The organism is Rhodococcus sp. EPR-157 (assembly GCF_001647195.1).
Classification (GTDB): Bacteria; Actinomycetota; Actinomycetes; order Mycobacteriales; family Mycobacteriaceae; genus Rhodococcoides.
Genome location: NZ_LVCV01000395.1, coordinates 1 through 24060, shown reverse-complemented (window position 1 = coordinate 24060; position 24060 = coordinate 1). Strand labels below are relative to the sequence as shown.

Below are 24060 nucleotides of genomic sequence, written 5' to 3'. Positions count from 1 at the left end.
TCTCGGTGTTCGGGGCCACCGTCTCGTACATACTGATGATGATCTCGCACATCGTTTTGCGGGTTCGGGAACCGAACTTGCACCGCCCCTACCGAACCCCCGGTGGGATGCTCACCTCCGGAATCGCTCTGGTTCTTGCAGTCGCCGCCCTCGCCGCCGGGTTCATGGTCGAACCCTCGGTGGTGTTGTATGCGGCCGCCGCGTACGCAGTGATGATCGCCTACTTCGCGTTCTACAGCCGACACCATCTCGTCGCGAAGGCACCAGAAGAAGAATTCGCGGCTCTCGAAGCGGCCGAATCAGAACTCGACAACCGATGATCGCGGTCCGGTCCGCTTCGAATGACAATGCGGACCGGACCGTCTCCTCCCTCTCAGCACGACTGTCGCGCAACTCGAGTGCCGAACCCCAACGGCACCGCCCTCTTCGTTCCCGGTATGGCCCGGCTCGACCACGGTCAACTTGGATACCAAAGGAGTGTTCTATGGCCACTACCACCGCAGACGCCGCCGGTTGGCGGCCGACGGTGCCGGCAAATCCCGTGCGGGCAAACGCCGCTGGGAGAGTCGCCGCCCTTCTAGCATTCGTGTGCGTGGTCGCACATATCCCGGTACTGCTCACCCATCTCGCTCTCTTCCCCGGCACCAGCCTGCTGATGCTGGCACTCGCCGTCGCCTGTGTGGCCTGCGCCAGGCACCTGTGGACAAAGCCCACCATCCGCGACTGGTCCACGGCGGGTGTGCTTGCCGCTGGCATGCTTGTTCTGCACGCAATGCTGATGTTCTCGATGACTCACACCGAAACCACAAGCGGTGCCGAATCTGCAAGTGCCACCGGCCATCATCATGGTCCAGCCGCCCGGCCAACAGAGACCGCGTCCATGCTGGACGGACCGGTCGAGGTTCTGTTTTTCGCCGCAAGCGCACTCGCGCTGATTCAGGTTGCGATGGCGACGATAGTTGTCCTGCCAGTCACCTTGCGGCGCCCACGTGCGACCCGGGCAACATGAAGACTGCGGGTTGACCGCAGCTATGTCCGCCCACGTCCCGAGAGTGTTCTCGTTCAGCTCGATGAGGCGGCCTGCACGGTCACCTCACACCGCACCAATCGAGTGCTGTGAGAGCCAAACTCTTCGTCGCGGAGATGATTTCGTCCACATCACAGTATTCGTTCGGCTTGTGGGCGTTTGCCAGATGGCCCGGCCCGTAATTCACAACCGGGATATCTGTTCGAGCAATCCATGTCGCATCGCAGGCGGCGGGAAACGCTTCGACTATTGCGGTGAGGCCGGTCCCCTGTTCGTGAGCGCTACCGAGAGTTCGGACGATTTCGTGATCATTTTGGGTGCTGAATCCTGGAAACTCGACCAGCCACTCGTAGGTGGGTGGGTGATCCGCCAACCAGGGGTCCAAAGAGACCGACCGGTTGACGAAACTTTCGATCTCGAGCTTCACTGCATCGGCGTCGTCCTCCGGTGGATACCACACGATGAAATCGATTTCACAGTACTCGGCGAAGACAAATGGAATGTCGATGTCTTTCCCACGTCCATGAATCGTTCCGGGCATGACGACGAAGTGTCCTGGCTTGAACAGTGGGCGCTGCTTGCCCAGGCCCCATTGCTCTTCGATCCCGTACAGCGCTTGCAGGACCAAGTAGCCTTTGTCGATCGCGTTCACGCCCGCCCGTGCACCGGCCCCGCCGGCCCGTATCAGCTCGCGGCGCAGCCCTGGATGCCCGGCGAGCCCCTCGACTCGGACTCGACCCCACAACAAGCTCGCAGCGGTTGGGTTGATCGTCAGCGGGGAATCGAAACTAGCGGATGGCTCGACGACTATTGCCGCGTCCGCTGTGTATCCGTTCTCCAGCAGGCACCCTGTCCCGACTTCGTGCTCGCCCAGTTCTTCGCCTGCGACGGAATGAACCACGAGGCCACCGGCCAGGTCGATACCCGACGTTCGGATCGCTTCGATCGCACTGAATGCGGCAACCACTCCGCTCTTCATGTCGCTTGCCCCTCGGCCGTGTATTCGGCCGGAAACTACCTTCGCGACGAAGGGGTCACCAGTCCATGTATCGAGGTTTCCGGCCGGCACGACGTCGATGTGGCCGTTGAGCAACAGCGACCGCCCAGTGCCGCCGCCCTTCACGACGCCCGCGAGGTTCTCGCGTTTCGCTACGCTCTTGACCAATTGGGAGCTGTCGAACAGATAGCCGAATCTGTCGCGGAGCAAGAGGTTCGCCTCGGATTCCTGACCGAGATAGTCTTCGGGCCGCACGCCAGGATAGTTCGGATTCACACTGGGGACCTCGACCAATCGTTTCACGTCGTCGACAATCCTTTCGCGTGAGACCTCGATCGCTGCGAGTACCCGACGAACTGCATCTTCTGTCATGTCCGCGTCCTTTCGAGATTGATGTGATCGTTGAGGGATTGGCTGGGTGGAGAGCATCAGCCTCGGATCCGCTCTCGCTCTCCACGCCATTCGCGGTCGCGCAACTCGTTCTTGCGAGTCTTTCCGGTCGAGGTCTTCGGTAACTCGGGTAGAAATACAATCTCTCGTGGCGCTTTGAAGGCTGCAATGTGGTCTCGTACGTACTGCGTCAGATCGGAATCCGAGATCGTGGAATCTGTTCTGAGAACCACGAACGCTTTGGGTCGCTCTCCCCATTTCGTGTCCGGGACGCCGATCACGGCGACGTCCAACACCGACGGATGGGACATGAGAACCTGCTCGACTTCGATCGTAGAGATGTTCTCGCCGCCGGAAATGACGATGTCTTTCGCGCGGTCCATGAGCTGTATATAGCTATCCGGATGCATGACTCCCAGGTCACCAGAGTGGAACCAGCCCCCGGAAAAGGCCTCTGCGGTGGCCCCGTCGTCGCCGAAATACCCTTTCATGACGATGTTTCCGCGCATGACGATCTCGCCCATCTCGATACCGTCGCTGGCGACGTCGATGAGTTCGCCATGCGGACCGCGTCCAGCGCGGACCACCCGCACTGGGCCGGAGGCGAGCATTCCCACGCCCTGACGCGCCAGCAGCCTCGCAAGTGTGTCCTCATCGAGCGCGGACCACTCTGCCTGGGGTTCGCAGACTGCACACGGGCCGTACGTCTCGGTCAGGCCGTACACGTGCACTATCTCGGCTCCGAGTGCTCTGACTGCCCGGATGGTGGTCGGGCTGGGTGGAGCTCCTGCGGTAGTGATAGTCAGGCTGCGGTCGAGTGGATGCGCCGCTTCGGCAGTGGCGAGCCTCGTGAGAACAGTCGGTGCACCACTCATGTGGTCGATCTTCTCGCTGTCGATGAGTGACCACATCGCGTCACCGCGAACCGCACGGATGCATACGTGAGTTCCGGATGCGGCAGTCACCGCCCAAGGCCCGCACCAGCCGTTGCAATGGAACATCGGCAAAGTCCACAGGTATTTGGTGTCGGTGTCGAAGTGCTGATGGTGAATCTGACTGAGAGAATTGAGGTACGCGCCGCGATGGGTGTACATCACTCCTTTCGGACGACCAGTGGTACCCGACGTGTAGTTGATCGAGATCGTTCGGGTCTCGTCGTCGACCTCCCACGGCAAAGGCTCTTCGGCCCCGCGTTCCATGAGTGCTGCATAGGTGATGTGAGACTGCTCGGTGTCCACGTAACCACCGTTCTGCTGCGGAAGTTGAACTTTCTCCCGCACTGTCAGCAGGGACGTATTCTGCAGCTGTTCGAGCAAGTCGACTTCGCCGAGGAGAAGAACAGCCTCGGAATGGTTGCATATGTACTCGATTTCCGGTGGCGACAGTCGTGTGTTGATTGCGACCAGTACGCCGCCGATAAGCGGAACTGCATAGTGTGCCGCCAGCAATTCGGCCGAATTGGTTGCCAGATAGGCAACTCGGTCACCGGGTCCGACTCCTGACCCGCGCAGACCATGCGCAAGACGTGTCACTATGGACGCGAGGTCGGAATACGATATGCGCCGCTTCCCGTCCACGATCGCGGTCTTGTTGGGATGTACCTGGGCCGAGCGCTCGAGAAATTTCAGAGGCGTTATCGGCGTGTCCAGTCCTGTCACGAAGGCTCCTTCCATACGAAGCGGTGAGGTCGTTATCGTTGCAAGTCAGCGTGTTCAGTCGCTTGCCGTCGACTGAATCTGCTTCTACTGGGTCTGTGCGGGCGTTCGCTGAAAGGCGCGCCAGGTCATCGCGCGAGTACTGGGGTCGTCGGTGACGCCCGGCTTCAATCGATGGATTGCCTGGTTATGTGGTGAGGATTTCACGACTTCAGGATTCGAATAAGCTTCATCCGAAATTTGGGCGAGTACTGCAATCCATCGATCCAAGGACTCTTTTCCATACATCTCGCCGGCCTCGGGCGTGAAAGGCTCAGGTATCAGCCATGGTTCGTGGCTGGTCCACATCGCGTCGATTCCGAAGTCAGTCATACGGTTTTGCACGTCGTGCACGTCGACACCGGTGTCTTCTTTGAGAGTCTGCATGCTGTAGCGCGTCATTTCGAGGCGGGGGCTCGTACTCTCCGGGTGCGACCGCGTCACCCCGCGGATTGCGAGTAGCCCCTTCTCCATGTAGTTGTTCCCCAAGACGGAGATGTCGGACGCTTGGGCTATCCCCTCGGCGCCCATTGCTCGCACCCATGCGTACGCTTTGAGAATCACAGGCACGTTGCCCCAGAATTCGCGTATCTTGCCGACACTGTTCGGGCGGTCGTCATCGAGGTGGTAGCGCTCACCGTCGAAGGTGACAAGCGGGGCGGGCAGGAACGGGGCGAGCTCAGCCGAACACCCGTAGGCGCCGGTGGCGGGCCCTCCGACGCCGCTCTTGGGTGCGCCAAAGGTCTTGTGAAGCATGAACATACATGCATCGAAACCTATTTCGCGGGGTCGAATCTTCGACATTGTTCCATTGAAATTGGCGCTGTCGTAGAAACAAAGGCCGCCAGCTTCGTGGACGATCTCCACCCACTCCTTCATCTCCGGGTTGTAGACGCCCATGTCATCGGGATTGCCGACCATCAAAGCGGCGGTCCGATTCGACACAGCAGCCTTCAGCGCATCAAGGGACGGGTAGCCGTTCTCGTCGAGCATCAACGTAATCACCTTGAAGCCTGCGGCGGCAGCCGTCGCGGCGTTGCAGGGGTGAGTTTGGATAGTTGTGATGATTTCGTTTCGCTGTTCCAGCTCACCCCGAGAGGCATGGTATGCACGAGTGACCGAGGCGTTGACGAAAGCCGCTTCCGCCCCTCCGCCAGCTTGAAACACGAACTGGTCCATCCCTGAGAGCTCACGCAGGATGAGATCCATCCCGTGCACAATTTCCAGTGTTCCCTGGAGCGTGTCCTCGTGCTGCAGCGGATGTACCTCGGTGACTTCCGGCCGCCAGGCAAGCGCCTCGTTGACCTGCGGGTTGTATTTCATCGTGCATGTTCCGAACAGACTGACACCCATCATTCCCAACGTCTGTTGTGACAAGCGCAGGTAGTGGTACAGGACCTCGGGCTCGGACATCTCGGGCAACGCCGGACGGTCGCGTCGGCGGACGGCAGTGGGGATCAGGTCGACCGCTGCGCCAACCCGTGCTTCGATGCCTTCCTCGGCCTGCGCGATCACCGCACCCCGACGGCCGGGGTATCCCATTTCCATGATGACCGGTTCGTTCCAAACCGGGGCCTGAATTTCGTTGACCCTAGTACTCATTGTGTAATCACCTTTCCGAGAGCGCCCACCAGGCGATCGATATCAGCTTTCGTATGAATTTCTGTGACGCAATAGAGTGCGCTGGCACCTAACTCAGGGAACTCCGATGTCAGATTTTTCCCACCGAAGATCCCACTGTCCAACAATGCAGCGTTGATCTCGTCGACGGTCTTGCCCGTGTCATCGAAGTTGACGACGAACTCTTTGAAAAATCCCGACGGGAAGGCGACACGTATCCCCTCGATCTCGGACAACAACTGTGCCGCATAGTGCGAGCGCTGCAGGATGGTCCCCCCGATGTCCTCGAACCCTTGGGGACCCATCAACGCCATGTACGTGGTTGCAGCGATGGCCCACATGTACACCGAATGACCGGTCCAGTCGTTTCCTTTGTCTCGCAAACCATAGGAGGATTGCTCGAAAAGACTGAGACCGAATCCGTACTCCCCAGTTTTGATCGTTTCGGCAATGCTGATGAACAAAGTGGGGTACTGATGAGCGTAGCGATCCTCGTGGCGTGAGGCGATGAAACCACCGACTCCTCCGCCAGTGTGCATGTGAATGCCAAGCGGCTGAATTGTTCCGACAACGATGTCCGCGCCGAAGTCCACTGGAGATGAAAGAACGCCCAGTGAAATGGGATCGACACCGACGATCGTCTCCGCGCCCGCGGCACGCGCAATAGCCGCGATCTCGGCCCCTTGCTGCTCGATTACGCCGAGATAGGATGGCGTCTCGAAATAGACCGCCGCAGTCTGCTCACCGACTGCTGCCCGGAGATCGTCCAGGTCGATCAATCCGCTGGCAGGATCGTAGTCGACCAACCGGACTCCGATGTGGCTCTCCATCTCCGTCGGTTCACAGTAATTGCGGATGACGGACAACCGCTCTGGATCGATCGCACGGACAACCGCGACTTCAGCGCGTCGAGTAATCCGGGCAGCCATTCGCAGGGCATGGCCCGCAGCGGAACCCCAACTCCGGACAGGTAGCCCCACCAGATCGAGTTCGAGCAGCTCACCCAGTTGGCTGCAGAACTCGAACCATGCTTGATTGCGGCCGTGATCCGAGCTGGGCTCGCCGAAGACCGAGGTAAGCCATTCGTTTCGGCGAACCAGCTCGTCGCACGCTGCGGGCACGTGGTGTTGCCACAGGCCTGCCCCAAGGAAGTTCAAGTTCTGCTCGCACGTTCGGTTCTTTGCGAGGATGTTCACGATATGCCGTCGGAGTTCAGCTTCACCGAGCGCGGGCGGCAGATCGAGTTTCCGAGTCGTGCGATGGTCGGTGGGTATTTGCTGAAAGAGCTCCTCGATGGTGGCAACGCCTATCGCGTCGAGCATCTCCTGTTGAAGCTCGGGCACGGAATTCGCCATGTACGGATGTGCTGGGGAGTTGATCATCGATACCACCTTGTGTCTCATCTCATTGCCTGGTTTCATGAAGCGACTTTGTAAATCACGCTGCGATCTTCGCCCGTCCGAACTTTGATATGACCGGCAAGCCTCTCATCCAATTCGATGTCCCCGGTATCGACACGGAGCGGCTCACCGCCCAGCGCAATCAGTTTCTCGATAGACGAAAGAACGACAACGTTGCCGGGTCCGGCTTTGCGAATTACTTTCGCACTGATTTGCTGGTTGCCGCGCCCGAACAGGCTGCCTTGGCCGCCGAGAACGCTGACGATTATTCGACTCTCTCGACCACTCATCAGTCGAAGTAGCGCACTTTCGTCGACGTCGGTTCCGATCACTTTTCGGTCGAGAACGGCATCGACGCCCAAGAGGGTCGAGTGCAGATTCAACGCACTGGCAATGCGTTGTGTAGTGGTTCCCGGGCCAAGAACATACAGGCAGTCAGGACGCATCTCTCGTGCCAGCTGGTCAGCCGCGGCATCCATATCCTGCTCGCTCCCGGGACGCGAGCCAGACTTCGCGTTCTGGACGAGATGACGCTCGAAAGGGCTGCGCGCATAGCCATAGAGGCGCGCGGACACTCTGTCATTGCGAATCGCCGCCTCGTCGAGGTCCATGATCTCTGCCTCGCGTAGCCTGGCCGCAGGATTTCGGGTCAAGTACAGTCCAGCTAGTCGGCCGGCGTTCGCAGGGTTCGTGCCGAACACTGCCGAGTGCATCTTCACACCGGCGGGCACTCCGACAACGGGGACTCGATCGCCGACTGACGAAAACAGATCCCGTGCAGTGCCGTCGCCACCGACGAACATGATCAGATCGACCGGGACAGCAGCCATGATGGCCGCGGTTGCGCGAGTGTCGGCAGCAGTTGAGCAATCAGCCCGCAGTTCGTACACTACTTCCGGTGTCAGACCTACTGCGCGCACTGCATCTTCACCCATTTCAGCAGGACCGGTGAGGAGCCGGAAAGCTACTGTGCCAGCAGCGAGTTGCGTCAACGCCTGGCCGGCTCTTGCTTGCGCTGCAGGCCGGGCGCCACGTGATAGCGCTTCGCGGAGTATGTCGGCTCCGTCGGTACCCTTGAGACCCACGGTGCCGCCCATCCCTGCCACCGGGTTGATGATCAGGCCCAGTGTGGGCGGTGTCGCGTCCTCATCACCTGCGCAGACTACTTGCACGTCGATCTCCTATCAGAAAGCCGCACAACGCGATCGATTGCTACGGTGCGAATCGGAGCGCGGCGGAGACAATAGTTGCCGATCCCATGGAGTGGGTCGGCGCCGGCAGGCGGTCACTCAAAGGACCAATTCACCAGGCCCCTTGTATTCTTGGATCATGTTTCCGCCATCGACGGTGATCAGTTGACCGGTGACGTACGAAGACTCTTCAGATGCGAGAAAGCCCACAAGAGCGCCAATTTCGCGAGGTTCCCCGCTTCGCCCAAGCGGGGTGTTTTCGCCGCCGGTGCGCATTCCGGGAGTCAACGCTGCGGTGTTGACGTACCCGGGCGCGATCGCATTCGCCGTGATTCCGAACTTGCCATTCTCCAGTGCGATCGACTTGGTGAGTCCGACAACACCTGCTTTGGCTGCTGCGTAGGCGCCCAGGCCCGCGATAGCGCCGACAGGCCCGGTCACCGAGGAGAAGTTGACGATTCTGCCGTATCTCTTTTCGATCATGTGCGGCAAAACAGCACGTACACAATTGAATTGAGTGGTGAGATTGATGGCGAGGGTTCGCTCCCATGACTCTATCGAGGTCGTGGCAAGTATCGGCACATCGAAGTCGACATCGTCACCCTTCTTTGCCCGAGCTGCAATCCCGGCAAGATTCACCAAGCCGTCGATGACGCCGGCTTCTTTCACGACCTGGTCGATCAAGGCGACAACATCTACATGATTCGTCAGATCTACAGTGTTGGACCGGACATCGAACCCCTCGCGCTCGAGATCATCTCGGCGCTCGTGGACCTGCTCGGAGATGTCCACCAGCGTCAGCAGTGCACCCTTTTGCGCCAGCACCCGGGCGCTCCCGAAACCGATGCCTCGACGATCGGCGACTCCGGTGATGACGATATTTCTGTTCTCCAACTGGCCGGTCATGGTGTTTTCTTTCTGTAGAACGATGCCGCTCGCCAATTCGGTGAGCAGAAGATGGCGTGCAAGCGCGCAACGAAGTCTCGGAGGTTGTCGTATTGGTTCATCAGATGCGACACCCTTGCGGAGTCCGCATCACATCCGTTGTAGCTCTGATTCTGTCGGAGTTCTTGCGACGAGAGAAACAACGAGTCCATCCTGATTCACGCACTTTTGTTGTGGATTGGTGTGATCGGACTCGACGTTGCATGCTCAGATCTCTGCGTGCCGTTGTGGCTTCAGCAAGCCGAGTAACTGGCCACTACAGATTTCTCGCCGCAGACCTGCCCAACAACGCGCTTGCTGCTCCACCGACGAATGCGATGGCCAGCACCGCGATCAATGCCACTGCCACGCCGTAGCCGCCGACCAGCAACGGAAAATTCTTGACTACCAAGAATACGAGTCCCCCGAACGCCACCAGCGACACACTGGGCGCAAGGAACGTCGTCAGCCATGATCCTCGTTCGTGTCCACGGAAGAACACCATGACCGCCAACGAGGTCAAAGCCATCAACACGATGATTCCCAGAGTCGCTGCGCCGGAGAACCACGTGTAGAGATCGAGTACAGGGTCCAACCCCAGCCCGACGGACCCTGCAATAGCGAGCAAGCAGTACATGGTGACAACCAGAGATGCTCGCGACGGTGCGTGATGGCGGGGATGGGCTCGACCCAACGCTGCGGGAAGCAGACCTGCCGCGCCGAAGTTGAATGTGAACCGAGCGAGCACGTTGTGGAAAGTCAAGAAGCAGCCGAACAGACTTATCAAGACAAGAATCTGAACGGCGTCCTGCCCGAAGACCCCTAGGAACGTCCATGCGAGTTCGGTGATCAGGGTCTGCGGGGACTCGGTTGCTTTCGCGACGAGACTGTTGGGGCCGGTACCTACCGCGACAGCGAAAAGACTGAATGCGTAGAACAATCCGATGGCGATGATGGACACGTAGGTCGCTCGGGGAATTGTTCGGTGCGGATTGCGCGCCTCGCTCCGGAAAATAACGGTGGCCTCGAAGCCCACGAAACCGAAGAAGGCGAACATCAGGCCGAGCGACGGCGTGCCTTCGTTGAAATGGAGTGGGTTCAGGGGCGATGTGGTAAATCCCTCGGGCCCGCCACGGAACACCATGACGAAATCGAGCACCAGCATGATCGCGACTTCGAGCACAAGCGAAACACCGAGAACCTTGGTACTCAACGCGATGTCGCGGTATGACAACACACCAGTGATGAACAGCCACAACGTGCTCCACGCCCACCACGGAATCACGGCACCGGCGAAGTACTCGACGGCACTTGCTGTCGAAGCGCCCAGATATCCTACGAGCGCGACGAACAGCAGCGCATACGACACCAGCGCCAGTGTGGCCGCCCCCCGGCCGAAGACGTGGCCCAGGCCTGCACGAATGAAGTCGTAGAATGCGTTGGCGTCTGTGACTTCATGGGCCATTCGAGTGAAGCCGACGGCGAACACAGCCAAAGCCAGCGCCGCGACAACGAAGAACAAGGGTGACACAGGACTTTCGCTGGCACTGACCACAACTGGAAACACCGCTACTGCGGCGGCAAGCGGGGCAGCACCGGCAGCGACCAGGAATACGACACCTCGGACGCCTATGCCCCTGCCGATAGGCACCTGGTCGGTGCTGGTACCAACACCGACGACTGAGCCAGAAGATGTAGAGGACGATTGTTGAGACATAGCTGCCTACCTGACGTGGTGGTCATTCTCGCCGATCGGGCGAGTGCGAGATGATGATTGGGGGTCCAAGCGATTCAGTCGTCGAGCACCGCACACGCGTTGGACGTGCGTGGTCCCGAACGCAGCGCCTTTCCGTCGTAGGCGAAAGGTGACGCTCCTTCACAATCGAATCGATAGACCCGCAGAGATGCGCGTCACATTCGATGTGAGTGTGCCGCAGGACGCAGCGGCGAGGGAAACAGAATTCTCGCTCCGATTTACGCCGGTCTGTTGTGAATCGGCGGCGGGCGGTCCATGATGAGTTGCGTCGCAACTGCACAGACCGAAAGCGAGTTCGATGGATGTTCATACGCGTCGTTTACGGCACTTCGTGGCGGTGGCAGAGACCCTTCACTTCACCCGTGCAGCAGAGACTCTCTACGTTTCGCAGCAGGGTCTGAGTCGCAGCATCACCGAACTCGAACACGATGTAGGCGTACCGCTACTCAACAGGACAACGCGAACCGTCGAGCTGACGGACGCCGGCAAGGCCTTCCTCCGTTCAGCGCGTGAGGCCCTGGTAGTTCTGGACGCAGGTGTGGCAGACGCACACCGAGCGCACTCCAAAATGTCAGGTGTACTACGCATCGGGTTTTTCGCCGCGTCAGCACTGGAACTGACTCCGTTGATCATCTCGGAGTTCAGGAGTCGGCACCCCTCCGTCAGCCCGCGGATCGAAAGCTACGACCTGACAGATCCCTCCTGTGGTCTGCGGTCCGGAGAGACCGACGTGGCGTTCTTGCGGCTACCCATCGATCTGACCAACCTGAACACCGAGGTGTTGTTCACCGAACCGCTCGCAATAGGGATGACGAGCTCGCACCCTCTTGCTGCACAGGAATCGGTGCGCCTATCCGATTTGCAGGATCAGGTGATTTCGGCGCCGCGTACCGACGACGCACGTTGGCGCGCGTTTTGGACACTGCGTGATCTCGGGATCGACGACGACCGTTTGCCCCGCATCAGCAGGGACACCGCAACAATGGACGAAGAACTGGACAACGTAGCGGCCGGTGTTACTTTGTCGGTATCTGTGCCGAGCACGGACCGATTCGCACACCGGGCGTCGCTGGTGTACCGAGTTCTAGACGAAGTGCCGGGATCGACGCTCTGCGTCGGATGGCGCGGACAACCGACTCCCCTGGTCCAGGCATTCATCGCCGTCTCGAGAAAGGTCCGCGACGAGCGCCGCGACCTCGTAACGCGAATAGAGAGCGGTAGTGCCGACTGACGAGTACTTCTCGCCTACAGTGTCGCCCAGCAACTCGAGGGTGTGCTGCACCACCTCGACGTATATGTGGCCGCCCCGAGCAAGCTAGAGAAGACCTCGTGAAGCTCGGCGCCACCGTTGCCGCCCCACAACCCGACCCTGAGAATTGGACAGTCATGATCGACCCGCAACGTCACCCGTTCTGCATCGTCAAGGCCCCCAAGGACTGACCTGGGGGCCTTGATCGACCGACTGACCTGTAGCCATCCGCGGTGTCAGCTGTGTCCTAACGAAGACGTGACCGATTCGTCTTGTGATACCGAGCCGTGGCCAGCGGGGTCCGTACTCCGAGGACCTGGGCCAGCGATGTCGGCTCCGGGTTCACGCGGACCCTGATCCAGCCGGAACGGGGGGTACTCATCGCGCATCAGAGCCGCGTAGGCCGCGACGCGAAAGGCCCAGCGATTGATGCCCATGATGAAGTCGCCCAGTTCTTTCGGATATCGACCGACGAACAGAAGGCTCAGTCCGACGATGACGACGAGAATGCCGAGTAGGGAACTGAAGAGGTAAGGGCGCGCATTTTCTCCGTCGACCACGTAGAAGCCCGCATACCAGCCACCTGCCAGTAGAGCTAGGACGATGTAGTGCGGGATGGCCAGCAACCACCATTTGACGAGGACGAGGCCGCGCGACAGTTTCTCGGGGTACTCGACATCGAAGTCGGCCGGATAGTCGGTGCGTTGCAGGGTGAACGGAGGGTAGCGATCGGTTCCAAGGGCCGAGTAGCCGTAGAACTGCACCCGCCACGCCCAGCGGAGCACGCCGACGTTGAATTCGAACAGAGTGCGCGGATATCTACCGGTGAACAGGATGGCAAAGCCAGCCACGATGGTCGTGACGAAGAATGCGATACCGAGAAACATCAGGACGATGTAGTGAGGAATGGCCAGCAGCCATTTCACCAACCACAAGCCACGAGACAGGGATGGGTCGCGGATACCGGTGAGTGTGGCCGGGTACGGCGCGATTGGGTTGGAAACCTGCACCGACACACCAGTTGGTTCTGTGCCGCCCGAGCTGGCTTCGACCTGCATTTTCCGGCCCATTCCGACCGTGCTCACCACGATCAATGGCACTCCAGCGATGAGGAATACCGCCGCAGCTCCCAGTACCGCCAGGGTCAGCGCACCGAGGAAATCGAGATGAGCCCCGGGCTGCAGCTGCACCGCCACACCAGGACTGGCATCTGCGTTCATCACGACAGCGGTCCAAGAGCCGTCTCGCAGATCCCACTCGAGTGTTTGGACGCCGGGCCCGCTCGCGCTCGAAGACCACAGTTGTTCTTCGACGGGCGGAGTGGCCGCACGGTCTCCCGGTATCTCGTCGTAAGTCACCGAGAATGGATTGAACGAGACTTCGTCGATCCGGGCGCGGGCAACACCATCCAAGTATCGCGAAACTTGATCAGTTGGGCCTATCCCGATGAACACCTCTGATTCGGTGTCGAGGGGCGTCGCCTTCAACGTGACGTAACCAAGGTTGTCGATACCCAGCGCGTCGAGGCTGCCCTCGGATTCGAAAATGTCGAAGTTGTCGGAGATGAGCGCACTGGACGTAGTTCGATACTCCTCTGTCGGGAGTGTGGTCTCGTCCCCGTCGCGCTGAACGAAATAACCCCAGGACAGAAAAGCGCCGGCGGCAAGCAACGCGATACCGATGAGTGCGAAGAGACTACCGAAAACGAGCATGACCACTTTGCCGGGTTTCATCGAGGCTCCTTCGATGGATGACGGTGGAGATCGACGACAATCGAGAGATCGTCGCGTAGCCATCGTGCGATTTCGACGCAGGCGGCGATGAGGGTCCGTGGTCACCAGCTTGCTGGGATTTGGTCACACTTTGCGGGCGACAGGTAGCGACGCAAGCGTCGGAAGCCGGCAACGACGCGCGTCAGGAAACCGCTGACAGCGCGCTACGCAACTACAACTCGACCGCGTTCTTCGGCACTGCGCCGGGCACAGCCGACATCTCGAGAGCCCATAACCAATGCCGCGGCACTGGGCGGCGCTTATCGCCTTGCGGAATCGCTTCGCTTACGCGGGTCGACCGACGAACGCAACACCCCCGGTGGAGCGGGCCGCATCACGGTATTCAGCAATTTCGTGCCGATGGCTGGCCTGGGCAGTCAGTTGCGACGCTCGGTGAGGTGCACGGTCACCACATCGCCGTCGGACTTGCCGATCGCCTTGCGGACCGCAGAGTTGACCGGGAGCTTGTGTGTACCGTCGCCGAGCGCCATGAACGCGCCCTGGAAGGGGTGGCCGTCGACGGTCCCAGTGACCTTGACCAAGCCGTTGGTGCCGAAAATGGTCGCCGAATCGGGCAGCTTCACGCACGTCCACGTGTCCCCTTCCTGCGCTTTGCCGAGGGTTGCGGTGAAACGGATGTCCAATGGTCCGGGCATGGGATGCTCCTGCCGTGCGTTGGTGGTCATGATGGATACAGACCATGTCAGACGGTCGAACTCATCGCTGCCGTCAGGCCGGTTCGATCACTCGGTTGTGCCGAACCGTGACAGCGAGACTGGATCCTCTTCGTCTTCGGGGACGGCTGCACCTCGAATCGACCCACCGACTGAGCTCCATCAGCGACCGCCTGCCCGGCGAATTCAGTTGCGTTGGCCCGCGCGGAGGCCGGGGGCCATCGCGATGTCAGTCAGTTGCTGAACCGTCAGGACGCTGTCGGCGGACGCGTCGACTCGGCTGCCGTCGGGCGCGTATACCCTTACACGACTCTTGGTCTCGCCGAACGTCGTGTCGACGGCGGTGCCGTCGCCGAGGGTTCGACGCTCATCGACGTACCCGGCAAAACACGGCCCGACGGGTTGGTCGGATGTCGATAGCATGACGGTCAGGTCGCCCGCCGCCCCGCCCAGTGAGATAGTTCCGTGCGCGGTGGCGTCGACGTCGAACGTGAGCGGCGGAAACATCGGATCGGGGTTCACCGTGGTTCCAGCGGGCAGCGCCTGAATCAGGGCGTCGGACATGGTAGTAGCGTCGAACCCGGTTGGCGCGGAGTCGTCGCCGACGAATGCGTAGTTGATCCGCTGCATGTCCTCGGGCTGGATGACCTCGTCGCAGCCGGGAATCGCGACGGCGTCAGGCTGCGGGTCGTCGAGCAGCCCCGCGACAACGATGCCCACCGCGACGATGCCGACGACGACCGCCGCCGTCGACCACGCCGATTTCGAACCACGCTCACTTGCCATCCTGTCACTGTGCCTCGCCGGTGATGGCTCTGCTCGGCCGGGGCTCGAACGCCGGATCCGCTCGTGTTGGTCGCGCACGATCCCCACGGACCCAGACCGTGCCGTCGTGCATAGGGTGAGGGTCGACGGCAGCCGGAGCTCGCTGCACGTGCAACGCAACTATGCCCAAGTCGAGGGCGTCACGGATCCCCAGACCAGCGTCGACGAGGTCGCTCCGCTTTTCAATCGACTCAGGTCGATCGACGAGCTCGTCAGTGGTGTTCGCTCGCGCTGTCAGTCGTGTCGACGGTTGCACGCACGTCGACGCCGTAGATTTCCGGAAGCTCGGTACTGCAGAGTCCACGAGCCTCGCTGGCGGAGACACCCAAAGCTCTGAGCACACGCTCCGTCGTGCCATCGACCGTTGTCGCCTCGTCTCGCTCAGGTTGGGCGAGCAGCAGCCGCCCCATGGACAGCAGGGAACCGGCCACGATCGCGAGTGCGAGATCTGCGTCGTCCACGTCGAATCGTCCTTGGGCGAAGGCTGATTCGATATCGCGGCGTGAACGCGGCGCCAAACCTCTGGCTGCGGCGAACGCCGCAGCCTCGGAATTGAGCAGGACGAGACTCAGTTGCGGCTCGAGGCGGAAGAGTCGTCCGGACAACCGAAAAGACTGGGTGAACTTCTCGACCGGGTCGTCCAGGCCGACAGTGAGTGAATCGAGGTAGTCGCCGATGGATTCGAGTGCTGCATCGATGGCCGCCTGCCACAGCTCCTCTTTGGATTCGAAATAGTTGTAGAACGATCCGTTGCTGACGTCGGCGGCCTGGGTGATTTCCAGAACGGGTGCGTTGGTGTTGCCGCTGGCCAGGAAACCTTGCGCAGCCTTGACGAGCGCGGCTTTGGTGCGAGCCTTCCGGCGCTCGATTCGGTTGACTTCGGCCAAGGTGTGCTCCTGCTCGCGGGATGTAGAAGGGCAGCCTATCGCGGAACAAAAATGACGAATTCGTCAAAAAAGCTTGACGGGGGCGGCTCCCATGGGTGACGATATCGTCAAAGACTGGCGAGCATCGCCAGATCCGTGGCTGTCTCGAGGACTTGATGACAACGAACTTTTCGATCCCGCAGTACCGCACAGACATCTACTCCACCCAGAGCATTCTCGATCCGTACCCGCATTACGCGACGCTGCGCGCGCTCGGCCCCGTGGTGTGGCTTCCGCATCAGCAGGTGTTCGCCATCTCGCGTTACGCCGACTGCAGGGCAGTGTTGCTCGACGACGAGACATTCGTCTCGGGGGACGGCGTCGCACTCAACCCGGTGGCCAACAGATTGGGCCGCGGCACGACACTCAACAGTGACGGCGACGAGCATGCAACGAAGCGCTCGGTCCTGGCTCACCGCCTGACCCCCAAGGCAGTGCGAAAGATGACGTCGGCGGTGGAGGAGAAGGCCGAGAGCATCGTCGACGCGGCCCTGAGCAAGCAGTCCGTCGACGGTGTCGATGACCTTGCGACGGCGCTGCCGATGTCGATCGTGCCCGATCTCGTGGGTTGGCCCGAGGATGGGCGTGAGGATCTCCTACGCTGGGCGGGAGCAACATTCGACTCCCTCGGCCCCGTCAATAGGCACTCGGTCGCCGCAGTGAAGGGCGCCGCCGAAATGCTGGCCTTCTCGAGGCGGGTGGTGCGAGAACGATCGGTAATTCCCGGGAGTATGGGCGACGACGTTCTGAAAGCTGCCAACGAGAACAAGATCGCCAAGTCCTCGTGCCCGGCACTGATGATCGACTACCTCGGACCCTCGCTCGACACCACCATCGGTGCGATCTCCGGTGCACTCGACCTGTTCGCTCGGCACCCCAAGCAGTGGCAGGCGATCCGGCAGAACCCGGATCTGATTCCCAATGCCGTCAACGAGGTCGTCCGGTACGAATCGCCCATCAGGGCCTTCTCGCGCCGAGCTGTGCGCGACGTCGAGATCGACGGATCACGAGTCCCGAAAGGTGCACGCGTACTGGTGATCTACGCATCGGCCAACCGCGACGAGCGCGAATGGGACAACCCCGATGCCTTCGACATCACCCGAGACGCTGCTCGCCAGCTCGGCTTCGGATCCGGCGTGCACGGTTGCGCGGGCCAGGGTCTCGCGCGCTTGGAAACGCAAACCATGCTTCGGGTGCTCGCGCGACGGGTCGAACGATTCGTGCCCGCCGGAACGCCCAAGCGGGCCGTCAACAACGTCATTCATCGATACGAACGTCTGCCACTGCACTTGGTGGCGGCAGAAGGGACACAGCTGTGAGAATCGACGTCGATTGGGATCGGTGCGAGGGCCATGGGATATGCGCCGACCAGGCACCGAAAGTGTTCAGTTTGGACGACGAAGGCGAACTGCACTACGCATTCGACAACGACGACATTCCCGACGACCTCGCGCCCTCGGCGCGGTCGGCCATCGGTGTGTGTCCGGTCGCGGCATTGAGAGAACAGGCGTGACGTCGGTCGCTCGCAGCATCGTCATCGTCGGAGATTCCATCGCCGCATGCACCGCAGCTCGTGAGCTCCGTGCTCGCGGGCACGACGGCCCACTGATCATGATCGGTGCCGATCCCGACGGTTGCTACGCAAGACCGCCGCTGTCGAAGCACGTCCTCAAGGATGAAGCGGTCAAAGCGGAAACGTGGGACCTGTCGGATCTCGATCTCACGTCGATCGTCGATCGCGCGGTGTCGGTGAATACCGAGGCACGTACCGTTACCACCGCCGTCGGCACCGACATCTCCTACGACGCTTTGATCGTGGCCACCGGCGCGGCCGCGCGTCGTATCGCGGGTCCGGATCAATCGGGAGAGACCGTATTACGGACGTTCGCCGACGTCCGTGCACTGCGCCCGACATTGGACGAGGCTCGAACCGCAATCGTCGTCGGAGCCGGCTTCCTCGGGATGGAGGTCGCCAGTGCCTGCGTTGCGCGCGATATCGCGGTGACCGTTGTCGATATCGATCCTCCACTGAAGCGGCTCCTGGGCCCCTACCTGTCCGACGCGATCGTCGCGAGGGCCGCAGCCGCATCGGTCGAGTTCGTACAGGCTGAGACCCCGGTCGCGTTGACCGGAGATCGCGTCATGGGCATAGAGATCGCAGATCGAATTCTCACTGCCGATCTGGTCGTCACGTGCGCCGGCGATGTCCCCGAGACAGGGTGGCTCGACGGCTCAGGTATCGCCGACGGGCGCGGGGTGGGTATAGACGAACTCTGCGCGACAGCGGTTCCCGACGTATTCGCTGCCGGAGATGTCACCTACTCGCGAGAGGCGTCCGGCCGAGCACCGTTCTGGTCGAATGCGGTCGCGCAGGGCAAAGTGGCCGCGGCATCCGCGCTCGGTCTCGAGCCGACGTGCGCACCTACCGACGATTACTTCTGGACCGAGATCCTTGGGCTGTCGATCAAAGTTGTCGGTCCACTCCCCCTGCTCGGTGAGCCGACCGTCATCGAAGGCTCCGTCGCGGACGGATCGGCATTGCTGCAGTGGAGTCACGACGACGGCCGCACCACCATCGTTGCCTTCGGAATCAAGAAGTCCGTCGGTCTACTCAGACGGTTGGCTCGCGAGACCGTTATCCCCACCACATAAGGAAATGCTCATGAATTTCGTCTCCCCCTCCAACCTCGCTCGTCGGCTCCCCGAGGCGGTCGGACTCGCACGCGCCGCGATCGGCATCGCCCATATGGTCGCACCCACCCGAGCCAACGAATTGCTCGCCGGACCCGATGCTGCGGTCGCCACCACGCGAGCTGCTGCCCGCACCTTCGGAATTCGCGAAATCTACATCGGCGGCGGACTGTACGCCGCAACCAGGTATGCCCCGAAGACGGTGCGCACGCTGCTTCGCGCAGGCGTGGCCGTCGACATCTGGGATACCGCAGCCTTCGCTCTCACCGCGCACTTGCCCCAGAGGACGCGGGTGGCCGGCTGCGCCATTGCCGGTGGCTTCGTAATTGCCGGTGCCCTCGCGGACGTGCAACTCGCCCGGTAGATGCGGTCAGCCTCTGCCCTCGGCTCGCGGAAATGCGCCCATTGCGTCCCCTCCCCGGGGAGGCGACCGGCGTCCGCTCGAATACCGCCTTTGCGGACCTGTACAGATCACTCAGAAGGAATGGTATGACCAGCAACAACATTCGCGTGCTCCGGGACGTCGATATGGATGTCGACGTTGTCATCATCGGGTTGGGTCCGACCGGTGCGACGGCAGCGAATCTTCTAGGACAGCGGGGTATCACCACAGCGGTGATCGAACGCGACATCTCGATCTATCCGCGCCAACGAGCCATAGCCTCGGACGAGGACGCGCATCGTGTCTGGCAGGGGCTGGGTTTGTTCGACGAGATGCTGGCCACCATGTCCGCTGACGTCCGCGTGCATTTCAAGCACGGCGACAAGACGTTTCTGTCGATGTTCTCGGCAGAGAGCCGCGATCAGGGCGTGCCGGGCATGGCTTACTACCACCAACCCGAACTCGAGCGCGTACTTCGCGAGGGAATCACCCGGTTCCCCACTGTCACCGTTAGATCGGGTTTCGACGCCGTCGGCCTCAGCCAGGACGCCGACTCGGTCACCATCACCCTGCGTCCCGTCGACGGCGGCGGTGACGACCAGCTGATCAGGTCGCGCTACGTGATCGCCGCCGACGGTGGATCGAGCTCGATACGCAAGCTACTCGGTATTGCTTTGCCGGGCAAGCACATCGAAGAACCGTGGTTCGACATTCAGCTGCGAGCGTGGTACGACCTCCCTGCCGATGCCCCGTTGGATTTCACTTTCATTTCCGACCCCAGGCGGCCTGGTGTGGACTGCCCGTGTCCGATGGGCTACCACCGTGTCGAGTACCGGGTCAACAAGGGTGAAACAGTCGAGCAGTTGCAGACCGAGGCAGGCCTTCGCGGTCTGCTGGCCGAACGCGGAATCGACTACGACCAGGTAGAAATCTTCCGTAGCTGGGGTTACACCTTTCATATCAGGCAAGCCGAACAGTGGAGCAAAGGGCGGGTTTTCCTGGCCGGGGATGCCGCGCACATCATGCCGCCGTTCGCCGGACAGGGCGTGTCGTCCGGTGTCCGTGACGCCGCGAACCTCTGCTGGAAGCTCGATGCAGTGCTCAACGGTAGCGCCGATACGGAACTACTGCAGACATACGAAGCCGAGCGCCGACTCAATGTCGAACAGCTGACCAAGTTTTCGCTACGGATCGGCCGCATCGTGATGCTCGAGAACGAGGCCGCAGCGCGCATACGCGATGGCCTCTTCGTGGCGGCGTCGAAAGTACCCGGTGTGTCGCGCCTACTCGCGGGCAATGGGCTCAAGCCGCTGTACAAACTCGGCACCAAGGGCGGGTTCTTCGGTATCGAAGCATCGCGCCGCAGTCCACGCGGAACATTCATCAAACAGCCCTGGGTGGTGGGATCGGACCTCACACCCGTACGCCTGGACACCGTGCTCGACAACAAATGGACCTGGGTCGGCTTCCCGTCAGCGCCGATCCCAAAGCAACTGGCGGAGGCCGGAGTTGCCGAGGTGAAGCTCGAATACGCCTCGTCGATCGCCAGCCACAAAGTCGCCGCTGGCCATTTCGTGGACAGCGAAGGTGTGCTCGAGCGGCAGATGCGACGAGCCCGCGCCGACGGCTTTCTTGTTCGACCCGATCGGTTCATATACTGCAGCGACCACGAGTTCGCCCCGGGAGATCACCGCAGGGTGGCCGCGGCCGTGGTGGGTGGACTGCACGTTGCCGAGAACCGGGCCTGATGCTCACCGGGCGAGATCAACCGCGCATCGACGATGCACCCGAACATGGGTTGTGGCGAATGCGCGGCGCCTGTCGCCAACTACCCAGTGACATCTTCTTTCCCCCGCCCGGGAACCATCGGCTTCGATTGGAACGGCAGGCCAAAACGATCTGCGGCCGCTGCCCTGTCCTCATGCAGTGCCGAAGCTTCGCCATCGCACACCAAGAACCACACGGCATCTGGGGCGGTCTGACGGCCCGCGAGCGAAACCGGACGGCACGCGCAGTCCTGCGCGGTAGATCGCGACCAACACTCAGACAGAACGACATTCGATAGGGATGACGCTGTGGTCACACCACTGGTAAGAATTCAGCTGATCGCATTCGTTGTCGTCGCGGTGATCGGCATCGTCTACATCGGCGGCAAGTACGTCCGCCTCGACAACCTGCTCGGCTTCGGGCAGTACCGCGTGACCGCGGAGTTCGCAGACTCCGGCGGCATCTTCACCAACGCAGAGGTCACCTACCGGGGTGTGCCCGTCGGGACCGTCGGCACCTTGTCTCTGACCCGCGACGGTATCGATGTGGAGCTGCTGCTCGACACGGGAGGTCCGAGCATTCCGGCCTCGGCGCTCGCCGTTGTGGCGAATCGATCGGCCATCGGCGAGCAGTACGTCGATCTACAGCCGACACACAGTGACGGGCCGTTCCTCGAGGAGGGGTCGACCATTGCTCCCGTGGACACTCGAACACCCGTACCGGTCGAGAACGTGTTGGCCAGTACCGATCAGCTCATCAAGACCATTCCCTTGGACAACCTCGCAACAACGGTCAGGGAACTCGGTGCCGCGTTCGACGGCAGAGGAGAAGATCTGCAGGTTCTCGTGGACTCGCTCGGCACTGTGTCGGAGACAGCCGAGGAAGCACTGCCAGAGATGCTCGGACTCATCCGGGACAGCCGAACAGTACTCGACACCCAGTCCGAGCAGTCGTCGGCGATCGGGCAATTCAGTGCAGACCTGAACGCCGTTACGGCACAACTACGCAGCAGCGACCCCGATATCCGGCGCATGATCGAGACAGGCACCGCCGCAAGCGATCAGATCGGCGCACTCGTTGCCGACGGCGGTCCTGCCCTGACCACGAACCTGAACAACATCAATTCGCTCACCGCCCTGTACGCCCCCAGATCATTTGCCCTCCGGCCTCTACTGATTTTCCTGCCGGTCATAGCTGCGGCGGCGTCGACACTCGTTCAAGGCGACGGCACCGCCCACCTCAGTTTTGCCGGCCTGGAAACCAACAATCCACCGCCATGCACCATCGGATACGAAGAGTCGCAATCGATCCTGGATGCGGAGAAGGCGAAGAACCCGAACTTCGATCCCACCAGAGAGGACTATCCGTTGAACTTGCAGGCGAACTGTCTGACGCCTCACGGCAGTGTCACCGGTGTCCGTAGTTCCAGCCGCATCGTGTACGCGGATCCGGAAACGCCGCAACCCTGGGACAACAAGCCGAAGGGCGATCCGGACAAGCTCAACCTCAATCCCATTGCCACGCAACTCGCACCCCTGATCGGGGCCACCCCGCGTAGGTAGAGGGCCAAAGCGCAGCCGCGATTGCCGAGAAGCCCGCGGCAAGAGAGCATGGTCGACGCCCAGAACAAGCTCTTCGGAACCGAGCTGTTCTGGCTCGCCGTCGACCGCTGGCACTCGCCACCGACACACCTCCAGCGCCTGCCACTACCGGGCGGTGCGACCGCTCAGCGTCCGCTACGACTGGCTCGACTCCCCCGGTAACCAATCCGGGTGGGTGCTGACCGACACGGCCGCAGCCGCCATGTACGGCGCACCCGTGGCATTCCGCGAAGACCAACGACTGGACTTCTTCGTGCCCGATCAGACGACCGTCCGCCGCGCTGTCACACCGCGCGGATCCGCGGACACCACCCGCGAACGCCCGCGCCTCCGTACGCGTGGTACCCGTTCCAGCCGTGGCGCCGCAGCGAATCGAACTGCACTTCAACACACTCGAATGGCCTCTGGCACATCCAGTGTTTGTCGCTCTCGACCTCGCGCAAGAACGCCGGCCGAGGGCGAGAAGTTCTGGACACGTGGACACCTCAGGGGCGGACCCGTGTCTGAAGGCTTGTTCGGCGCGGGACGGTGCGAGCAAGGCCGTGGACCACAACATAGAGTCGGGGCGGCGAAGCCATCGCTGTCCACATGGATGTCGCAGACCTTGCCTCAATAGTTCTGCGATGATTGTCCGATGCATCGGATCCGGCTGATCTCCGCTCTCGTCGCGCTGACACTGCTCGCGGCGGGATGCGCCGACGACCCTCCGCCCGAGCCGGCACCGGTGGTCGTGGCCTTCGACGACGGTTGGGGCCAGCTATTTATCATGAACATCGACGGCTCCGGCTTGCGCCAGGTCACCCCGACCGTGGGCGAGGACAGCCGGGACCCGAACTACGGTTACGGCGCCGCCCTCTCTCCCGATGGCGAGCAGCTCGCTTACGCCCGAGGCAGGTTCATCGAGATCATCGACCTCGAGTCGGGTGAATCGACGTCGGTGTACGAGGGTGGCTATCAACCGACCTTCTCTCCCGACGGATCCAAGATCGCGTTCACCGCGAACGGCAGCATCAACATCATGAACGCCGATGGATCCGACAGACACGTCATCGCGCAGGAAGAGTCGGCCTTCGGAGCCACGTTCTCCCCGGATGGCTCACGGGTGGTTTACGTCATCGGCGGGTACCTTAACGAAGCGCCTGTCGACGGCGGAGAATCGACGGTGCTTCTGCGCG

At 61.3% G+C, this 24060-nt stretch carries 21 protein-coding genes and 2 pseudogenes; 12 read left to right on the top strand and 11 right to left on the bottom strand.

What is annotated here, in order from left to right; all coding sequences use genetic code 11:
- A pseudogene (locus tag A2J03_RS31200) lies at positions 1-320 on the top strand (ethanolamine permease); the annotation flags it as partial.
- Positions 321-484: 164 nt separating this feature from the next.
- Entirely contained in the window at positions 485-1009 is a 525-nt protein-coding gene (locus A2J03_RS18075; RefSeq protein WP_068376525.1) for a hypothetical protein, read from the top strand.
- Positions 1010-1088: 79 nt separating this feature from the next.
- On the opposite strand, the gene A2J03_RS18070 is transcribed toward A2J03_RS18075, so the two are convergent.
- From A2J03_RS18070 to A2J03_RS18035, 7 genes are all read right to left on the bottom strand, one after another.
- Entirely contained in the window at positions 1089-2396 is a 1308-nt protein-coding gene (locus tag A2J03_RS18070) for an ArgE/DapE family deacylase (protein WP_068376523.1), read from the bottom strand.
- Between the two features lie 56 nt (positions 2397-2452).
- Positions 2453-4087, bottom strand: coding sequence for an AMP-binding protein (locus tag A2J03_RS18065; RefSeq protein ID WP_068376521.1), 1635 nt, complete (start codon positions 4085-4087; stop codon positions 2453-2455).
- 69 nt (positions 4088-4156) lie between these two features.
- On the bottom strand, positions 4157-5710 hold the full coding sequence (gcvPB, locus tag A2J03_RS18060) for an aminomethyl-transferring glycine dehydrogenase subunit GcvPB (protein ID WP_068376519.1): 1554 nt from the start codon (positions 5708-5710) through the stop codon (positions 4157-4159).
- Positions 5707-7110, bottom strand: coding sequence for an aminomethyl-transferring glycine dehydrogenase subunit GcvPA (gcvPA, locus tag A2J03_RS18055; protein ID WP_068376535.1), 1404 nt, complete (start codon positions 7108-7110; stop codon positions 5707-5709). The genes gcvPB and gcvPA overlap by 4 nt, the downstream gene beginning before the upstream one ends.
- A gap of 35 nt (positions 7111-7145) precedes the next feature.
- On the bottom strand, positions 7146-8300 hold the full coding sequence (locus A2J03_RS18050) for an ATP-NAD kinase family protein (protein WP_068376517.1): 1155 nt from the start codon (positions 8298-8300) through the stop codon (positions 7146-7148).
- A gap of 117 nt (positions 8301-8417) precedes the next feature.
- Positions 8418-9224 carry an SDR family NAD(P)-dependent oxidoreductase gene (locus A2J03_RS18045; RefSeq protein WP_068376515.1) on the bottom strand — a complete coding sequence of 269 codons (807 nt, stop codon included), beginning with the start codon at positions 9222-9224 and terminating at the stop codon, positions 8418-8420.
- A 295-nt stretch (positions 9225-9519) separates the two neighbouring features.
- Positions 9520-10893 carry an APC family permease gene (locus A2J03_RS18035; protein WP_231912588.1) on the bottom strand — a complete coding sequence of 458 codons (1374 nt, stop codon included), beginning with the start codon at positions 10891-10893 and terminating at the stop codon, positions 9520-9522.
- Between the two features lie 403 nt (positions 10894-11296).
- Between A2J03_RS18035 and A2J03_RS18030 the strand changes: the two genes are divergently transcribed.
- Positions 11297-12229, top strand: a complete 933-nt coding sequence (locus A2J03_RS18030) for a LysR substrate-binding domain-containing protein (RefSeq protein ID WP_068376509.1) — start codon at positions 11297-11299, stop codon at positions 12227-12229.
- Positions 12226-12438, top strand: a complete 213-nt coding sequence (locus tag A2J03_RS31195) for a VOC family protein (RefSeq protein WP_331712381.1) — start codon at positions 12226-12228, stop codon at positions 12436-12438. The genes A2J03_RS18030 and A2J03_RS31195 overlap by 4 nt, the downstream gene beginning before the upstream one ends.
- A gap of 45 nt (positions 12439-12483) precedes the next feature.
- On the opposite strand, the gene A2J03_RS18025 is transcribed toward A2J03_RS31195, so the two are convergent.
- The 4 genes from A2J03_RS18025 to A2J03_RS18005 all read right to left on the bottom strand — a co-directional run bounded on the left by A2J03_RS18025 (position 12484) and on the right by A2J03_RS18005 (position 16405).
- Positions 12484-13980 (bottom strand): DUF4389 domain-containing protein, encoded by a 1497-nt coding sequence (locus tag A2J03_RS18025; RefSeq protein WP_068376507.1) that lies wholly within the window; start codon positions 13978-13980, stop codon positions 12484-12486.
- Between the two features lie 416 nt (positions 13981-14396).
- Positions 14397-14675 (bottom strand): DUF1905 domain-containing protein, encoded by a 279-nt coding sequence (locus A2J03_RS18020; RefSeq protein ID WP_156520443.1) that lies wholly within the window; start codon positions 14673-14675, stop codon positions 14397-14399.
- Between the two features lie 204 nt (positions 14676-14879).
- Positions 14880-15479 (bottom strand): hypothetical protein, encoded by a 600-nt coding sequence (locus A2J03_RS18015; RefSeq protein WP_068376503.1) that lies wholly within the window; start codon positions 15477-15479, stop codon positions 14880-14882.
- A 251-nt stretch (positions 15480-15730) separates the two neighbouring features.
- Entirely contained in the window at positions 15731-16405 is a 675-nt protein-coding gene (locus tag A2J03_RS18005) for a TetR/AcrR family transcriptional regulator (protein WP_068376499.1), read from the bottom strand.
- Between the two features lie 155 nt (positions 16406-16560).
- Here A2J03_RS18005 and A2J03_RS18000 point away from each other — a divergent pair, with 155 nt between their 5' ends.
- From A2J03_RS18000 to A2J03_RS17970, 8 genes and pseudogenes are all read left to right on the top strand, one after another.
- Complete coding sequence (locus A2J03_RS18000) at positions 16561-17763, top strand: cytochrome P450 (protein ID WP_068376497.1); 1203 nt, start codon at positions 16561-16563, stop codon at positions 17761-17763.
- A complete protein-coding gene (locus A2J03_RS17995) occupies positions 17760-17957 on the top strand; it encodes a ferredoxin (protein WP_068376494.1) in 198 nt (65 codons plus the stop codon). Before A2J03_RS18000 ends, A2J03_RS17995 begins: the two co-directional genes overlap by 4 nt.
- Positions 17954-19096, top strand: a complete 1143-nt coding sequence (locus tag A2J03_RS17990) for an NAD(P)/FAD-dependent oxidoreductase (RefSeq protein WP_068376492.1) — start codon at positions 17954-17956, stop codon at positions 19094-19096. The genes A2J03_RS17995 and A2J03_RS17990 overlap by 4 nt, the downstream gene beginning before the upstream one ends.
- Positions 19097-19106: 10 nt before the next feature.
- Complete coding sequence (locus A2J03_RS17985; protein WP_068376532.1) at positions 19107-19499, top strand: hypothetical protein; 393 nt, start codon at positions 19107-19109, stop codon at positions 19497-19499.
- Between the two features lie 125 nt (positions 19500-19624).
- A complete protein-coding gene (locus tag A2J03_RS17980) occupies positions 19625-21265 on the top strand; it encodes an FAD-dependent monooxygenase (protein ID WP_068376490.1) in 1641 nt (546 codons plus the stop codon).
- A complete protein-coding gene (locus A2J03_RS30045; protein ID WP_082897914.1) occupies positions 21265-21582 on the top strand; it encodes a WhiB family transcriptional regulator in 318 nt (105 codons plus the stop codon). Before A2J03_RS17980 ends, A2J03_RS30045 begins: the two co-directional genes overlap by 1 nt.
- Before the next feature lie 10 nt (positions 21583-21592).
- Positions 21593-22846, top strand: a complete 1254-nt coding sequence (locus A2J03_RS17975) for an MCE family protein (RefSeq protein WP_068376489.1) — start codon at positions 21593-21595, stop codon at positions 22844-22846.
- Between the two features lie 673 nt (positions 22847-23519).
- Positions 23520-24060: pseudogene (locus A2J03_RS17970) on the top strand (PD40 domain-containing protein); the annotation flags it as partial.

Excerpts from the sequence above, each read along its gene's own strand:
- A2J03_RS18075 (WP_068376525.1), top strand. The coding sequence starts at position 485 with ATGGCCACTACCACCGCAGACGCCGCCGGTTGGCGGCCGACGGTGCCG.
- A2J03_RS18070 (WP_068376523.1), bottom strand. The coding sequence starts at position 2,396 with ATGACAGAAGATGCAGTTCGTCGGGTACTCGCAGCGATCGAGGTCTCA.
- A2J03_RS18065 (WP_068376521.1), bottom strand. The coding sequence starts at position 4,087 with ATGGAAGGAGCCTTCGTGACAGGACTGGACACGCCGATAACGCCTCTG.
- gcvPB (WP_068376519.1), bottom strand. The coding sequence starts at position 5,710 with ATGAGTACTAGGGTCAACGAAATTCAGGCCCCGGTTTGGAACGAACCG.
- gcvPA (WP_068376535.1), bottom strand. The coding sequence starts at position 7,110 with ATGATCAACTCCCCAGCACATCCGTACATGGCGAATTCCGTGCCCGAG.
- A2J03_RS18045 (WP_068376515.1), bottom strand. The coding sequence starts at position 9,224 with ATGACCGGCCAGTTGGAGAACAGAAATATCGTCATCACCGGAGTCGCC.
- A2J03_RS18030 (WP_068376509.1), top strand. The coding sequence starts at position 11,297 with ATGGATGTTCATACGCGTCGTTTACGGCACTTCGTGGCGGTGGCAGAG.
- A2J03_RS18025 (WP_068376507.1), bottom strand. The coding sequence starts at position 13,980 with ATGAAACCCGGCAAAGTGGTCATGCTCGTTTTCGGTAGTCTCTTCGCA.
- A2J03_RS18020 (WP_156520443.1), bottom strand. The coding sequence starts at position 14,675 with ATGCCCGGACCATTGGACATCCGTTTCACCGCAACCCTCGGCAAAGCG.
- A2J03_RS18015 (WP_068376503.1), bottom strand. The coding sequence starts at position 15,479 with ATGGCAAGTGAGCGTGGTTCGAAATCGGCGTGGTCGACGGCGGCGGTC.
- A2J03_RS18000 (WP_068376497.1), top strand. The coding sequence starts at position 16,561 with ATGACAACGAACTTTTCGATCCCGCAGTACCGCACAGACATCTACTCC.
- A2J03_RS17985 (WP_068376532.1), top strand. The coding sequence starts at position 19,107 with ATGAATTTCGTCTCCCCCTCCAACCTCGCTCGTCGGCTCCCCGAGGCG.
- A2J03_RS17980 (WP_068376490.1), top strand. The coding sequence starts at position 19,625 with ATGACCAGCAACAACATTCGCGTGCTCCGGGACGTCGATATGGATGTC.
- A2J03_RS30045 (WP_082897914.1), top strand. The coding sequence starts at position 21,265 with ATGCTCACCGGGCGAGATCAACCGCGCATCGACGATGCACCCGAACAT.